The sequence below is a fragment of the Pseudomonas triticifolii genome (assembly GCF_014358015.1).
Taxonomy (GTDB): Bacteria; Pseudomonadota; Gammaproteobacteria; order Pseudomonadales; family Pseudomonadaceae; genus Aquipseudomonas; species Aquipseudomonas triticifolii.
Genome location: NZ_JACONV010000003.1, coordinates 51,822 through 65,956 on the forward strand (window position 1 = coordinate 51,822; position 14,135 = coordinate 65,956).

15 protein-coding genes are annotated in these 14,135 nt (G+C 60.3%); 11 read left to right on the forward strand and 4 right to left on the reverse strand.

The features are described 5' to 3' along the window. Window positions 1-24: 24 nt before the first annotated feature. On the reverse strand, window positions 25-861 hold the full coding sequence (locus tag H8S56_RS07615; RefSeq protein ID WP_187518295.1) for a CvfB family protein: 837 nt from the start codon (window positions 859-861) through the stop codon (window positions 25-27). A gap of 323 nt (window positions 862-1,184) precedes the next feature. On the opposite strand from H8S56_RS07615, the gene H8S56_RS07620 reads away from it, so the two are divergent. From H8S56_RS07620 to H8S56_RS07635, 4 genes are all read left to right on the forward strand, one after another. Beyond that, on the forward strand, window positions 1,185-1,373 hold the full coding sequence (locus H8S56_RS07620; RefSeq protein ID WP_002554403.1) for a hypothetical protein: 189 nt from the start codon (window positions 1,185-1,187) through the stop codon (window positions 1,371-1,373). Between the two features lie 166 nt (window positions 1,374-1,539). Further along, complete coding sequence (locus H8S56_RS07625; protein WP_024695504.1) at window positions 1,540-2,052, forward strand: hypothetical protein; 513 nt, start codon at window positions 1,540-1,542, stop codon at window positions 2,050-2,052. Between the two features lie 147 nt (window positions 2,053-2,199). Next, complete coding sequence (locus H8S56_RS07630; protein ID WP_024689141.1) at window positions 2,200-2,928, forward strand: TorF family putative porin; 729 nt, start codon at window positions 2,200-2,202, stop codon at window positions 2,926-2,928. An 80-nt stretch (window positions 2,929-3,008) separates the two neighbouring features. Beyond that, window positions 3,009-3,881, forward strand: coding sequence for a DUF6279 family lipoprotein (locus H8S56_RS07635; RefSeq protein WP_024695503.1), 873 nt, complete (start codon window positions 3,009-3,011; stop codon window positions 3,879-3,881). A gap of 68 nt (window positions 3,882-3,949) precedes the next feature. Here H8S56_RS07635 and H8S56_RS07640 read toward each other — a convergent pair whose 3' ends face one another. Beyond that, window positions 3,950-4,327, reverse strand: a complete 378-nt coding sequence (locus H8S56_RS07640) for a hypothetical protein (RefSeq protein WP_024695502.1) — start codon at window positions 4,325-4,327, stop codon at window positions 3,950-3,952. 567 nt (window positions 4,328-4,894) lie between these two features. Continuing rightward, on the reverse strand, window positions 4,895-6,232 hold the full coding sequence (locus H8S56_RS07645; RefSeq protein WP_159372209.1) for a DEAD/DEAH box helicase: 1,338 nt from the start codon (window positions 6,230-6,232) through the stop codon (window positions 4,895-4,897). Window positions 6,233-6,499: 267 nt separating this feature from the next. Here H8S56_RS07645 and H8S56_RS07650 point away from each other — a divergent pair, with 267 nt between their 5' ends. Genes H8S56_RS07650 through H8S56_RS07680 form a run of 7 tightly spaced genes read left to right on the forward strand, consistent with a single transcriptional unit; the run spans window position 6,500 to window position 12,823 of the window. Beyond that, window positions 6,500-7,177: a thermostable hemolysin gene (locus H8S56_RS07650; RefSeq protein ID WP_187518296.1), complete on the forward strand. Its 678-nt coding sequence runs from the start codon at window positions 6,500-6,502 to the stop codon at window positions 7,175-7,177. After that, entirely contained in the window at window positions 7,167-8,660 is a 1,494-nt protein-coding gene (locus tag H8S56_RS07655; protein ID WP_187518297.1) for an AMP-binding protein, read from the forward strand. The genes H8S56_RS07650 and H8S56_RS07655 overlap by 11 nt, the downstream gene beginning before the upstream one ends. Continuing rightward, entirely contained in the window at window positions 8,657-9,346 is a 690-nt protein-coding gene (locus H8S56_RS07660) for a TenA family transcriptional regulator (protein ID WP_024685753.1), read from the forward strand. Before H8S56_RS07655 ends, H8S56_RS07660 begins: the two co-directional genes overlap by 4 nt. Then, the gene (locus tag H8S56_RS07665) at window positions 9,333-10,142 is read left to right on the forward strand and encodes an SDR family oxidoreductase (protein ID WP_024685752.1); all 810 of its coding nucleotides are present in this window, start codon (window positions 9,333-9,335) and stop codon (window positions 10,140-10,142) included. The genes H8S56_RS07660 and H8S56_RS07665 overlap by 14 nt, the downstream gene beginning before the upstream one ends. Beyond that, window positions 10,139-10,786: a tetratricopeptide repeat protein gene (locus tag H8S56_RS07670; RefSeq protein ID WP_024685751.1), complete on the forward strand. Its 648-nt coding sequence runs from the start codon at window positions 10,139-10,141 to the stop codon at window positions 10,784-10,786. The genes H8S56_RS07665 and H8S56_RS07670 overlap by 4 nt, the downstream gene beginning before the upstream one ends. Before the next feature lie 10 nt (window positions 10,787-10,796). Continuing rightward, on the forward strand, window positions 10,797-11,459 hold the full coding sequence (locus H8S56_RS07675; protein ID WP_187518298.1) for a response regulator: 663 nt from the start codon (window positions 10,797-10,799) through the stop codon (window positions 11,457-11,459). Continuing rightward, window positions 11,456-12,823 carry an ATP-binding protein gene (locus H8S56_RS07680; RefSeq protein WP_024694407.1) on the forward strand — a complete coding sequence of 456 codons (1,368 nt, stop codon included), beginning with the start codon at window positions 11,456-11,458 and terminating at the stop codon, window positions 12,821-12,823. Before H8S56_RS07675 ends, H8S56_RS07680 begins: the two co-directional genes overlap by 4 nt. Before the next feature lie 78 nt (window positions 12,824-12,901). On the opposite strand, the gene H8S56_RS07685 is transcribed toward H8S56_RS07680, so the two are convergent. Continuing rightward, the gene (locus H8S56_RS07685; RefSeq protein WP_024685748.1) at window positions 12,902-13,780 is read right to left on the reverse strand and encodes a carboxylate/amino acid/amine transporter; all 879 of its coding nucleotides are present in this window, start codon (window positions 13,778-13,780) and stop codon (window positions 12,902-12,904) included. Between the last annotated feature and the right edge of the window lie 355 nt (window positions 13,781-14,135).

Consider the following 14,135-nt stretch of genomic DNA (forward strand, 5'->3'; position numbering starts at 1 on the left):
CTGCGCGGTCAGACTTCATCGCCATCAGACCAGGTCGATGCGATCGGCGTGGATCACGATCTGACCCTGTTTGTACAACGCACCAATGGCTTTCTTGAAGTTGCCCTTGCTGACGCCGAACAGCCCGCTGATCACCTGCGGATCGCTTTTGTCACTGACGGGTAACGTGCCATTGTTCTCACGCAGTTTGGCCAGAATCTTGTTGCTCAGGCTGCTTGCCGCTTCTGCACCGACCGGCTGCAGACTCAGGCTGATGTTGCCGTCTGCGCGGATTTCCTTGATGAACCCCTTTTCCTGCTTGCCGGCGCGCATGAACTTGAACACTTCGTTCTTGTGGATCAAGCCCCAGTGCTTGTTGTTGATGATTGCCTTGAAGCCCATGTCGGTCGCTTCGGCCACCAGCAGATCGACTTCCTGACCCACGCTGTAGTTGGCCGGGGTCTTGTCCAGATAGCGATCCAGACGCGCCGTGGCGGTGATGCGGCGGGTGTGCTTGTCCAGGTAGACATGCACCACGCAATAGTCACCCGCCTGCAGCGTGCGCTTCTCTTCCGAATACGGCAGCAACAGGTCCTTGGGCAAGCCCCAGTCCAGAAACACGCCGATACTGTTGACCTCGACCACTTTCAGGCTCGCAAACTCGCCCACCTGAACCTTGGGTTTCTCAGTGGTGGCGATCAGCTTGTCTTCGCTGTCCAGATAGATGAAAACGTTGAGCCAGTCTTCATCTTCGCTGGGCACATCCTTGGGGATGTAACGATTGGGCAGAAGGATTTCGCCATCCTGCGCGCCGTCCAGGTACAGACCGAAATTAGTGTGCTTGACCACTTGCAAGCTGTTGTAGCGCCCGATTAAAGCCATGTGCAGATTACCCTCATTGCGTGGGGCGCATTCTACCCGACTTTGCGTCGGCATTCGCGGTGCAAGATGCCAGGCCTGCGGCGCACTGAGCAGACCCGCTCGTCGGCCGGGCACACCGGCCAGCCGACCGAAGATTGATCATCCTCTGAACAGGACGCAGAGACTTTGCAATCAAAACAGTCGGTTAGCGGCTCCGATCAGAATGATGAGGCGTATTGACGCTTGTTGACGCTTGCGGGCGCGTCATGTGGTTAACGTATTGACCAAGCAATGAGCAAGCGTTTCCTGTACGATGGCTGGCCGTATTACGTTTATGAAGGTAAATGGCAGCCATGCGTATCAAAGCATCCCACTCGAAAGCCAAGCCCGCACCAGCCGTTGAAACGAGCGACTCGATCAACGCACAGATTGCGGCCTTCCTGAAGTCCGGCGGCGAAATCCAGCAAATCGCCAAAGGCGTGAGTGGCCAGACTTTCGCACCGTCCAAGCAGATCAACCTCGGCAAGAAGTAACCCCCCGCTTCGCCCGTCGATCTCTATGCGCCTTGACGCTCAAGGCGCTAGATTGAACACCCTCTCTGGATATTCCTCCCGCCACGCTGCTACTCTCTTGCTTGATATCACTATGACCACGAGCCGGATCATGCTCGGGTAGTTGTCTCATTAGCGGAATGCTCGAATGAAGAACTGGATGCTTATCGGCGCGCTTGTGTACCTGGGTGGTTGCGCCTCGCATCATTGCGAGAACGGCCCCAATGACAGTCAGCTCACCGACAGCCCCTGCCGGGCCGGGCACCTGCTGTATCAGAACGACATGCTGCAGGCCAAGCTGCTGATCAGCGAAGACAACCGTGAGAACTACGAACTGGCCGAGGCCATGCTGCGCCGTGCCGCACTGGACGACGCCTCCGGCGAAGCCGAGTTCTATCAGGCGGTTCTGCTGATCCGCCAACAGGCCGACCATAAACAGATTGTCGATCTGTTGCAGACCGCCGCCAGGCACAAGCATCCGCTGGCCATCGCCCTGCTCTCCCAACAGCTGAGCATCAGCGACCCGGCACTCTCCGAACGCTACCAGAAAGAGTACGCCGAACTGGACGTCGCCAAGAGTGGCTACCCGTCCTTCGAGCAGGCGCTGGTGGTGATCCGTGGCCTGGTCATTCCTCCGGCCCAGGCGACTGCGGCCAACTGACACACTGCAAATCGACGAACGGTCCACTGTACAGCGATTTCACCGGTATCCTTGCGAGGGTCTAGCACGCGGCTTGTGTCGGGCTCCTGAGCCATTTTTCGATACGCCATTCCTGACCACACTCCTCGACACATTAAGGAGTGAGCCATGCTCAGCCATCGCTTACACGCGTTGACCTTCAGCGCCTTATTCGTCTGCCATTCTGTGTCTGCCCAGGTTCTGGAGCGGGATCTGGGCGACTTCGACCTGAAACTGGCCACCACCCCCACGCGCAGCATGGCGCAGGGCCTGGTGACGCCCAGCGGCGGCTCCGGTTCTTTCCATGGCGGGATGGACCTGACCCATGAAAGCGGTTTCTATTTTGGCCAGTGGGCCCCGAACATGGGGTTTACACCCGACAGCGCGCTGGAAGTCGATTCCTACATGGGCTTCAAGAAACCCTTCGACAACACGCTGGGTTACGAGCTTGGGATGATTCGCTACAGCTATCCCGACACCAGTCAGATCGACAGCCACGAGTTCTATGCCGGGCTACGGATGGAGAACAGTCGGGTCGGCGCAGCCTTCAGCAACGATGTGGGCTCGCGTGACAGCACGGTGTTCATCGACCTTGGCGCCATTGAGCGGCTGGGCGTGGGCGTACGCATGCAATACGCCAACCACCAGTTCGACACGCCACAGACCGCCACTGATGGTGGACAGATCAACGGCTTCAATGACTGGTCGCTGAATCTGTCTCGCCCCTGGCTGGGCATCGACATGAATCTGATCTACAGCGGATCGAGCCTTAGCGGCGGCGATTGCAGCGTCTACAGCGGCCACAACACGCGCTGTGACGGCACGTTTACCCTGAAGGCCGTACGTTCGTTCTTCTGACAGAACAACCCGGTTGAACCACCGCGCGTTACACTCCTCTACTGCACAGAACCTGTGCAGTCAGTACCCAAGGAGTGGTCATGCAGTCTTTGTTCAAAGCCTTCAGTACAATGTTGATGGCCGTGTTGCTGCTCACTGGATGCAATCAGGTGGGGCTGGCGTATCGCAATCTGGATGTGATCATTCCGTGGACGCTCAGCGACTACCTGGACATGAGCTCCGATCAGAAAAGCTGGCTGGATGTGCGCCTCAAACAGCACCTGAGCTGGCATTGCAGCACTCAGCTCCCTGAGTACCTGAACTGGCTGGACAAGCTGGAAGAGATGGTGAAGAGCGATCAGGTGACCTATGAGGGCCTGCAAGCGCGCACCAACGAAGCCAGGCAAGCCATCGCCACCATCTCCCGCGAGATCACGCCATCGGCCGTCGAGCTGCTGGCGCGCTTCGACGACAAGCAGGTCCAGGAGATGCAGAACGCATTTGCCAAGGACCAGCGCAAGCGCGAGAACAAATACCTCGACCAGCCTCTGGAACGCCAGATTGCCGAGCGCGCTGACCGCATGGAAAAGCGCCTGACGCCGTGGATTGGCAAACTGAATCAGCCTCAGAAAGACCGAATACAAGCCTGGTCGGCGTCACTGGGTGAACAGAACAAGGCCTGGATCGAGAACCGCACGCGCTGGCAGAATCTGTTCCTGGCCACCGTGCAGCAACGTCAATCCAGCGACTTTGCACAACGCATCGGCGCGCTGTTGCAGGATCGGGAAACATTCTGGACGCCGGAATATCGCAAGGCATATGACCAGACCGAGAAGGCAGCCATATCGTTGATCGTCGACGTCACCGCGCAAAGCACGCAGGAGCAGCGTGATCGTCTGCTGAGCCGCATCGCAGACATGCGCAAGGACTTTACCGATCTGAACTGCCTGAAGTCCGCAGGCGCGGCCCGATAGGTCTACAGCATGGCTGCCTGATCAAGGAAACGCGCTGCCAACAAGGCAGCGCGTCAACAGCGGTTGAATCAGGCCACCTGCGGCTTTGACGCCACTTCGTCGAAGGTTGCCGGATCCAGACCGTCTTCCTGCCTGCCGAGCACCTCGCGCGGGTGGTCGTTACCGGGAATACTGCTGTCGATCAACGCCAGCAGACTTGATCCACGTGGGGTCAGGATGAATCCGGAACGCCCGCCATCCTCATCTGCCAGACGCGACTGAATGAAACCACGATTGGTCAACAGCTCCTTGAGCTGAGCGGCTTCGGCTTCCAGTGTTCCCGGATCAGCAACGGTTTCACCCTCTGACGCTCGGGTGGTGGCGTATTCCTGCGCATCAAACGAGCCGCCACCGCTGTTCTGTACTTCATGAAGCAGACGTTCGATAAGGTCCCAGTTGTAAGTCATTGTCAAACCCTCCGTCCTGCATGGATGAATGGCTCATGACATCCAGTCACAAGCGTATGTCTCAACGTTGTGACCTGCACGGTGTGTAGCCGTTCAGCCAGGATGCCGAGTTGCAGGACGGGGATGGGAATACGCAGGCAGGGGCACGAAACCTAATGGGTAAGCGCCGTGTCTCCCCCCTTCTTCGAGGTAGGGCTGTCGCGCAACTTCGTGCGGACTCGTCCGCGCTGGGAGCGGGACATTCAGCCGAAGTGTTGTGTCCGAAAATCAGTCTTCGTGGACAAGTCCACTCCTACTCATTGAAAACCGGTTTCATCAACCAGTGGGAGCGAACTTGTCCGCGAATACTGTATTTCAGCCGCTGGATATCTATCAGATGTACCGGCCTTTTCGCGGACAAAGGGAACGCAGCCGGCCCGCACACAAAATCATGTTTACTCAGCGGGTCACAGGACGGCGATGACGCCAGGTCAGACGCTGAAGGGTCGTCTGACAGAGCGCATCGCCGGAACGCCGCCTCCCACACGTTTCCGTGCTTCAGGAGGTCAGCGCGTGTGCTTCAGCAGATCACTCAGCCGCAGGTGCCGGGGTGCTGCGTTTTTTCAGAGGTGCCATACCGTCCTGGCTGACCAGATCGGACTTGGGACGGTTGGCGGTCTTGCGCTTGGTAGGGCCTTTGGCGGCGACTTTTTTCTTGTCGCCCTTGGCGTCGGTCTTTTTCTTCTTCACGCCAACGGCCTTGCCCGAGGCCTTGACCTTCTTCGGCCCGCCGTAAGTACCTTTGACTTCCTTGATGACGCGGCGCTCGAAGCTCTGCTTGAGGTAGCGCTCGATGCTGGACATCAGGTTCCAGTCGCCATGGCAGATCAGCGAGATCGCCAGGCCATCGCTGCCGGCACGACCGGTACGGCCCACGCGGTGCACGTAATCATCGCCGCTGCGCGGCATGTCGAAGTTGATGACCATGTCCAGGCCTTCAACGTCCAGACCACGGGCTGCCACGTCAGTGGCGACCATGATCTTGGCACCGCCCTGCTTCAAACGGTCGATGGCTGCCTTGCGGTCTTTCTGGTCCTTGTCACCGTGCAGCACGAACGCCTTGTATTCCAGCGCAACCAGACGGCCATACAGACGGTCGGCCATGGCCTTGGTGTTGGTGAAGATAATGGCTTTCTGGTAGGTCTCGTTGGTCAGCAACCAGTTCAGGACCTGCTCTTTGTGCACATTATGGTCAGCGGTGATGATCTGGTGGCGCGTGCCGGAAGCCAGCTCACTGACGTTGTTGAGCTGCAGGTGCTGGGGATCCTTCAGGACCTTGCCGATCATTTCACGCAGGCCCGCACCGCCGGTGGTGGCGGAGAACAGCATGGTCTGCTCGCGACTGGCGCATTCACCCGCCAGACGCTCGACGTCTTCGGAGAAGCCCATGTCCAGCATGCGGTCGGCTTCGTCCAGCACCAGCACTTCAACATGCTTGAGGTCCAGATTGCCCGCGTTGAGTTGTTCGAGCAGGCGACCCGGCGTACCGATCAGGATGTCCGGCACCTTGCGCAGCATGGCGGCCTGAGCCTTGAAGTCTTCACCGCCGGTGACCAGGCCTGCCTTGACGAAGGTGAACTGCGAAAAGCGCTCGACTTCTTTCAGGGTCTGCTGAGCCAGCTCGCGGGTCGGCAGCAGGATCACGGCGCGGATGTCCACGCGAACCTTGGCCGGGCCGATCAGGCGATTGAGGATCGGCAGTACGAAAGCGGCTGTCTTGCCGCTACCGGTCTGCGCAGTCACCCGCAGGTCGCGCCCTTGCAATGCCAGCGGAATGGCCGCTGCCTGCACGGGCGTAGGCTCGACAAATTTAAGCTCGGCCACAGCTTTAAGCAGGCGTTCGTGCAGGGCGAATTCGGAAAACACGGGTGCTACCTCGACGAAAAACAAAAATACAGCTGCATAGCGTAACGGTTTCGAGCGCCGGGGCCGAGTTTCTTTACCACCAACGGCTGATTTTGTTTGGCAAAGCACTGGCTCCACCCGATCGCGCCATCGAAACAGACGCTGGCGGGACACAGCCTATGGCGCATTTTGGGACGCCCGTACGGGATTTTTGTTCACCTTCAGATTCCGTTAAGAAACCAACTCGATACTCCACCTCACTCGCTGACTGGGGGAGGAACCTCACCAATGCCTGATATCGACTGGAACATTTGCCTGCCGCTGCAGTTCGGCAATCCCGACGCTGCACCGTTGATCCTTTCCCGTGCAACGACTGACGACCCTCAGCGCCTTGCCTGCGAAACCTTTATTCAGACCCGTTTCCAGAAAGCCCACAACGCCGACGTTCGGCACTTCATGCCTGAACTGTTCGGGCTCAGCGACGGCAGCGGAGCACTGTGCGCCGTGGCCGGTGCTCGTCTGGCAGCCAGCGGGGAGTTGTTTCTGGAGCGTTATCTGGATGAGCCCATTGAGCAGCAGGTCCGTATGGCTGCAGGGCGTCCGGTCGAGCGGCGGGCCATTGTCGAAGTCGGCAACCTGGCCGCCAGTTCACTGGGCAGCGCGCGGCTGAGCATCATCACCGTGACCTGGCTGCTGGCGGTGTGCGGACTTGAGTGGGTGGCGTTCACCGGCAACACCGCGCTGGTCAACAGTTTCAACCGGCTGGGCCTGTGCCCGGTCACACTGGGCCCGGCCGATCCGCTGCGCCTGGGCGACGAGCGCCACGCGTGGGGCAACTACTACCAGACCCAGCCCAGCGTGCATGTCGGCGACATCGGCGCAGGCTTTCGGCACCTGAGTCATACCGGTGTGTTCGAACGCTTCGGCCTGCCGCTGACGCTGGAGGAGCGTTGCCATGTCGCATGAACGTGAAATGTTCTGGAACAGACTGGAAAGGTTCGCTCACGAACAGCCCGGACAGATAGCGCTTAAAGGCGACACGGTGGACGTGCGTTACGACGCACTGCTCGTCGAGATCCAGCAGCGCCGCCAACAACTGCAACAGGCTGGCACCCGCGTCGTGGCACTGCTGCTGGGCAACAGCCCTGACGCCTTGCTGTGGGACCTGGCCATTCTGTTCGAAGGCTTGAGCTGCGTCGCCCTGCCGCCGTTTTTCAGCGTCAGCCAGCAACTGCACTGCCTGGAGCAGAGCCAGGCCGACCTGGTCATCGCGGACCCCGCGCACCATGCGCAACTTGAGGCGGCGCATTACCAGGCTCATGCTGAAAACGGCACGCTGTTCTGGCGTCGCGCCTTCAGCGCAGAGTCGAAGATGCCGCCAGGCACTGCCAAACTCACGTTCACATCGGGCACGACCGGCACGCCCAAAGGCGTATGCCTGAGCGCCGACAGTGTCCTGACCGTTGCCCGCGAGCTGTACGAAGCCAGCCGCCCGTTGCAACCGACGCATCACCTGACCCTGTTGCCACTGGCAATCCTGCTGGAAAACATCGGTTGTTACGCAGCGTTGTATGCAGGTGCGAGGGTCAGCCTGCCGAGTCAGCAGACGCTTGGCATTCAAGGCGCCAGCGGCATCGATACCCAACGCCTGCTGACGTGCCTGAACCAGCAGCGCGCCGACAGCATGATTCTGGTCCCGCAATTGCTGCTGTTACTGGTCACGGCCTGCGAGATGGGCGTATTCGATGCCTCGACGCTGCGCTTCGTGGCCGTAGGCGGGGCGCGTGTCAGTCGCGAACTGCTGGTCCGTGCGCAGGCCGCAGGCCTTCCGGTTTTCGAAGGCTATGGCCTGTCGGAGTGCGCCTCGGTCGTAGCGCTGAATCGTCCTGGCCTGCAGCGCATCGGCAGCGTCGGCAAGCCGCTGCCCCATGTTCAGGTACGCCTGGCCGACGATGGCGAAGTGTTGATCGGCAAGGTCCCCATGCTGGGCTATCTGGGCGACCCCGCGCCTGCCGATACGTGGTGGCCGACCGGCGATCTGGGTGAGTTCGACGCCGATGGCTATCTGCACCTCAAGGGCCGGAAGAAACATCAGTTCGTTACCAGCTTCGGGCGCAACGTCAACCCGGAATGGGTCGAGGCCGAACTCACCCAAAGCGGGCGTATCGCCCAGGCGTTCGTCTACGGCGAGGCCATGGCGCACAACCATGCGCTGCTGTGGCCGCAGCGCCCGGACATCACCGACTCTCAACTCGCCGAGGCCGTGGCTCAGGCCAACCAGCAACTGCCGGATTACGCCCGCGTGCGCGACTGGACACGGCTCACACAACCGTTCAGCCCGGCCAACGGTCTGGCGACCGCCAATGGCCGGCCTCGTCGCGACGCCATTCTCGATCACTACCGCTCCCTGTTCATTTCGTCGAACCCTGCCGAAGGTATTTCATCATGAGTTTTTTCCAGACCCTGCAAGACGCCACCCAGCAAGAGCGTGACACCCTGTTCAACCAGCCCATCATCCGCCAGGCATTAAAGGGCCAGGTCAGCCTGGAGAGCTATCGGGCGTTTCTGTCGCAAGCCTATTACCACGTGCGCCACACGGTGCCGCTGATGATGGCCTGTGGCGCGCGCCTGCCGAGCCGACTGGAATGGCTGCGCGCCGCAGTGTGCGAGTACATTGAGGACGAGTACGGTCACGAGCAGTGGATTCTCAACGACCTGAGCGCCTGCGGTGGGGATGCAAACGCTGTACGCGACGGCGCACCGGGAACCCCCATCGAACTGATGGTGGCGTATCTCTACGACCTGATCGCACGCGGCAACCCAGTGGGCCTGTTCGGCATGGTCAATGTGCTGGAAGGCACCAGTATCGCGCTGGCGACCCACGCCGCCGACAGCATCCGCGAACACCTGGAACTGCCCGCCAAGGCGTTCAGCTACCTGAGTTCCCATGGCAGCCTGGACATCGGTCATATGGAAACCTTTCGCACGCTGATGGACCGTATCGACGACCCGCAGGACCAGGCGGCTGTCATCCACGCCTCGAAAATCGTGTATCGCCTGTACACAGACATGTTCCGCGAACTGCCCGGCATGCTGACTCAAGACCATAAGGAAATCGCTCATGCGACTGTCTGACGCCCGCGTTGTACTGACGGGTGCCAGCGGCGGTATCGGCCTGGCGATTGCCGAGGCGTTGTGCAGCCATGGCGCACAGGTCCTGGCAGTGTCTCGTCACGAACACCCCTTGCGCGCCCTGCTCGCCCAATACCCACACACCCTGCACTGGGTCGAAGCCGATCTGTGCAGCGAGGAAGGCCGTCGACGCGTCGTGACAAAGGCGCAGGCGCTACAGGGCGTCAATCTGCTCATCAACGCAGCAGGCACCAACCATTTCGCAATGCTGGATCAGCTTCCATCCAGCGACATCGACGCTATGCTGATGATCAATCTGCACGCGCCGATTCAGTTGACGGGCGCGATGCTGCCTCTGCTCAGACAGGCCGAACAGGCCATGGTGGTGAATGTCGGCTCGACCTACGGCTCCATCGGCCACGCGGGTTACGCGACCTACTGCGCGAGCAAATTTGCCTTGCGCGGTTTTTCCGAAGCACTGCGCCGCGAGCTGGCAGATACGCGTGTCAGCGTCCTGTACGTTGCCCCCCGAGCGACACGCACCACGATGAACAGCCCGGCAGCGCAGGCGTTGAACGAGGCGCTCAAGTCCGGCGTCGATGATCCGGCGCATGTGGCGCACGCCGTGGTGCATGCCATCGCCGGAGATCGTCGCGACCTGTACCTGGGGTGGCCGGAGCGTTTTTTCGTACGGCTCAACAGCATTTTGCCTACGCTGGTCGATCGAGGCCTGCGTAAACACCTACCCTTGATCCGTCGTCTGAGCAGTACTCACCCGCAAGAGAAGCAGACCCTATGAAAAGAATCGTGTTGGCCTTCGTCGGCCTGATCAGTCTGCCCGTCTGGGCTGCCCTGGATGCCCCTGACCAGCAACGCCTGAGTACCATCCAGCAGGACTGGAGGCGGATTCAGTACGACCTGCCCAAAGACCAGCGTGCCGCCGCCTTCGAAAAGCTGGCGACGCAATCGACCGATTTCGTCAAGGATCGCCCGACGGCGGCCGAAGCCTGGATCTGGTCCGGGATCGTCAACAGCAGTTGGGCCAGCGCCCAAGGGGCGGGCCTCGGCGCGCTGGGAAAAGCCAAGCAGGCCAAGGCTGATCTGGAAAAAGCGCTGAGCATTGATCCTACTGCCCTGCAAGGCTCGGCTTACACAAGCCTGGCCGTACTGTACGATCGCGTGCCGGGTTGGCCGCTGGCGTTTGGCGATTCGGACAAGGCCGGTGAATTGCTTCAGCAAGCGTTGAAAATCAACCCTGACGGCATCGATCCGCTCTACTTCTGGGGTGATCACCTGTACCGCCAGGGCAAATACGCTGAAGCCCGCGATGCCCTGAACAAGGCCTTGAAGGCGCCACCCAGACCTGGCCGCGAGCAGGCGGATGCGTCGCGCAAAACAGACATTCAGACCTTGCTGGTCGATGTGAACAAGAAGCTCAACTGACGGAGCCAACATGCGCCTGCTGCTGATCGAAGATGACGCTGCCCTGGGCGAAGGTATCCATCAGGCGCTAAGCCGTGAGGGTTATACCGTCGACTGGATTCGTGATGGCAGCAGTGCCTTGCACGCCCTGCTCAGCGAGACGTTTGACCTGGCGATTCTCGACCTCGGTCTGCCAAGGCTGGATGGCTTCGAGGTGCTCAAACGCCTGCGTCACAGCGGCTCGACGCTGCCGGTCATGATCCTGACCGCGCGGGACTCCACGGATGACCGCATCACCGGCCTGGATACCGGCGCCGACGATTACCTGGTCAAACCCTTCGACGTCTCGGAACTCAAAGCCCGTCTGCGTGCGCTGCTGCGGCGCAGTGCGGGGCGCGCCAAAGTACTGATCGAGCACGCAGGCATCATCCTGGACCCTGGCACCCAACAGGTCAGCTACCACAACGAACCGGTGGCGCTGACCCCCAAGGAATACCAGCTGCTCTACGAACTGCTCTCGCCGCCAGGTCGGGTAATGACCCGCGAACGGCTGATGCAGTTGCTTTACGGCTGGAACGAAGAGGCCGAAAGCAACACGCTTGAAGTGCACATCCACCATTTGCGCAAGAAGTTTTCCAGCGACCTGATACGCACGATTCGCGGCGTCGGCTATCTGGTGGAGGAGCGCTCTTGAAGTCGATCCGCCGCCGTACCTTGACGCCCATCATCGGCCTGCTGCTCGCCGGTCTGCTGGTCCTCACGTTGTTCAACGTGCATGACAGCAATCACGAAATCGCCGAAATCTATGACGCACAACTGGCACAGAACGCCAGGCTCCTGGAAGGCATCATGCGCATGCCGCTGGAGCGCCAGGAACACGCGCAGCTTTATGAGGCGTTCAACCTGGCGCTGGCTCAGGCCGAACCGCGTCTGGACGGTCACCCCTACGAAAGCAAGATTGCCTTTCAGGTCTGGGACAAGGACGGTCGTTCACTGGTGCGCACGGCCAGTGCACCGACATTCACCCATCTGCCGGAAAGTGCCGGCTTCAGCAATTTTCCCGACCTGAACCGCCATTACTGGCGTGCGTTCGTGCTCAATGACACCCAGAACGGGCTGCGTATCTGGGTAGGCGAGCGTGACGATGTGCGTTCGGATCTGGTCAACCGTATCGTTCGCCACACCGTGCTGCCCAATCTGATCGGCAGCCTGCTGCTGGTGCTGGCCATCTGGCTGGCCATCGGCTGGGGCCTGAAACCGCTGGCCAACTTCGCCCACACCCTCAGAGGTCGACATGCGGGCTCGTTACAACCCTTGAGCCTGACACCCTTGCCGAGTGAACTGGAGCCCATGCAGGCAGCGCTGAACCGGCTGCTGGGGCAGATTCAGGAACTGCTCAAGCGTGAACGTCGCTTCATTGCCGACGCCGCCCACGAGATGCGCACGCCGCTCGCGGTGCTCAGGGTGCATGCGCAGAACGTGCTGGAGGCACACAACGAGGAACAGCGCCGTGAATCGCTGGGCTATCTGATCATCGGCGTAGACCGTACCACGCGGCTGGTCAATCAGTTGCTGACCATCGCACGCCTGGAACCTGATCCCTCACAGGCAGGCCGAGCGCCGGTGGAACTGGTCGGTGCCGTGCGTGACAGCCTGGTGCAGTTGACGCCGTGGGTGCTGAACAAAGGCCTGGAACTGTCCTTCGAGTGCAGCGAAACCGTGCACGAAGCAAACGTGGACTTCTCTGCCCTCGACATTGCCCTGCAGAACCTCGTCACCAATGCCGTCAACTTCTCGCCCGAAGGTGGACAAGTGACAGTGGGCCTTTCCTTTAACGCCCATGATTTTGTTTTGACCGTCGACGACCAGGGACCGGGTATTGATGAGCAGGAGCGTGAGCGATTGTTCGAGCCCTTCTACAGTCGTGGCAGTGATCAAGGCGTGGGGCTTGGGCTGGCCATCGTGCAGAAGGTTGCGCTGTTGCTGGGTGGCGGCGTGAACTTGCAAAACCGGTCGGGTGGCGGGCTGCGGGCCAGTCTGAGAGCGCCGTTGGGTTAAGGTGGCGAAGACCTGACGGGACGCACAGCGTCCCGGGCGGCATGCCAGCTCAGAGCATTGGCGCGATCAGACGTGAGCTCAGCGACTGCTGGAAACTGCCAACGCTTCACGACGCGAGCCCAACCGACTGATCCACAGCGACACCAGAATCAGCACCCCGCCAATCAACAACCGGCTCAACGGCTCATGCTGATTCCAGATCAGCAGGTTGATCAGCAGCCCGACCGGCACATGCAATACGTTGAATACCGCCAGTGTGGCACCCGAAACCATGCAGGCCCCCTTGTTCCACCAGTACATGCCCAGCGCGGTCGAGCACAGACCGAGGAACAGCAGCACGCTCCATTGGGTCGGGTCTTCGGGCAAACGTTGCGGGTTGCCGAACGCCAGAAATGCGGGCAACACGACGGCCAGCGCACCCAGGTAGAAATAGCCGAAGCGGCGATAGTGCGGCAGGTCGCTGGGGTAACGCACCACCAGACGCCGGTACAAAACCTGCCCGGCCGCGTAGGTGAAGTTGGCCAGTTGCAAGAGCAGAAAACCGCCGAGGAAGTTGCCGTCAAGCCCGTCGTAACGAATGACGCCTGCGCCCAGCACGGCAACCAGCGCGGCCAGCAAGGCCCAAGGGTTGAAGCGCCGGTTGAGGGCGTCTTCTATCAGCGTGACGTGCAGGGGCGTGAGAATGGTGAACAACAGCACTTCCGGTACTGTCAGCACCTTGAAGCTCAGGTACAGGCAGACATAAGTGATGCCGAACTGCAGCGCACCGATCAGCAACATGCCACGCATGAATGCAGGCTCGACCTGACGCCAGCGGGTCAACGGGATGAACACCAGCCCGGCCAGCACCACACGGATCAACACCGCGAAATAACTGTCGACATGGCCTGCCAGGTAGACACCGATCAAGCTGAAGGAAAACGCCTGAATCAGCGTCACGAAAAGTAGATAGCCCATGCTCGCCCCTTTTTTGAAGGGCGCGACCATAGCGGGTTGAAGGCGTGGCTGTCCACTGAGGTGGAGGGCGGCTGATTGTTATCCACACGTGCGCAAGTAGCGCAAAACAGCGCCAAAACGAGAGTGCCTGATCGAATGCACCGCCTGCGAGAGATCCCGCCCCGCCTACAACGCTGCGCTGTCGCGCAGCCAACACGAGGTTGTGGGAGACGGCTTGCCGGCGATGGCGTCACTTCAGTCGCTGATAGGTCGCTTCAGAAAACGCATCGCCGGCAAGCCGCCTCCCACAGTCCGTTAGTGGCTGCAAGAGGTGTGAGTCACGCTGAGCGTCCCGTGTGGTCATAAAGCCTTAAGT

Excerpts from the sequence above, each read along its gene's own strand:
- H8S56_RS07615 (WP_187518295.1), bottom strand. The coding sequence starts at position 861 with ATGGCTTTAATCGGGCGCTACAACAGCTTGCAAGTGGTCAAGCACACT.
- H8S56_RS07620 (WP_002554403.1), top strand. The coding sequence starts at position 1,185 with ATGGCAGCCATGCGTATCAAAGCATCCCACTCGAAAGCCAAGCCCGCA.
- H8S56_RS07625 (WP_024695504.1), top strand. The coding sequence starts at position 1,540 with ATGAAGAACTGGATGCTTATCGGCGCGCTTGTGTACCTGGGTGGTTGC.
- H8S56_RS07630 (WP_024689141.1), top strand. The coding sequence starts at position 2,200 with ATGCTCAGCCATCGCTTACACGCGTTGACCTTCAGCGCCTTATTCGTC.
- H8S56_RS07635 (WP_024695503.1), top strand. The coding sequence starts at position 3,009 with ATGCAGTCTTTGTTCAAAGCCTTCAGTACAATGTTGATGGCCGTGTTG.
- H8S56_RS07640 (WP_024695502.1), bottom strand. The coding sequence starts at position 4,327 with ATGACTTACAACTGGGACCTTATCGAACGTCTGCTTCATGAAGTACAG.
- H8S56_RS07650 (WP_187518296.1), top strand. The coding sequence starts at position 6,500 with ATGCCTGATATCGACTGGAACATTTGCCTGCCGCTGCAGTTCGGCAAT.
- H8S56_RS07655 (WP_187518297.1), top strand. The coding sequence starts at position 7,167 with ATGTCGCATGAACGTGAAATGTTCTGGAACAGACTGGAAAGGTTCGCT.
- H8S56_RS07660 (WP_024685753.1), top strand. The coding sequence starts at position 8,657 with ATGAGTTTTTTCCAGACCCTGCAAGACGCCACCCAGCAAGAGCGTGAC.
- H8S56_RS07665 (WP_024685752.1), top strand. The coding sequence starts at position 9,333 with ATGCGACTGTCTGACGCCCGCGTTGTACTGACGGGTGCCAGCGGCGGT.
- H8S56_RS07670 (WP_024685751.1), top strand. The coding sequence starts at position 10,139 with ATGAAAAGAATCGTGTTGGCCTTCGTCGGCCTGATCAGTCTGCCCGTC.
- H8S56_RS07675 (WP_187518298.1), top strand. The coding sequence starts at position 10,797 with ATGCGCCTGCTGCTGATCGAAGATGACGCTGCCCTGGGCGAAGGTATC.
- H8S56_RS07685 (WP_024685748.1), bottom strand. The coding sequence starts at position 13,780 with ATGGGCTATCTACTTTTCGTGACGCTGATTCAGGCGTTTTCCTTCAGC.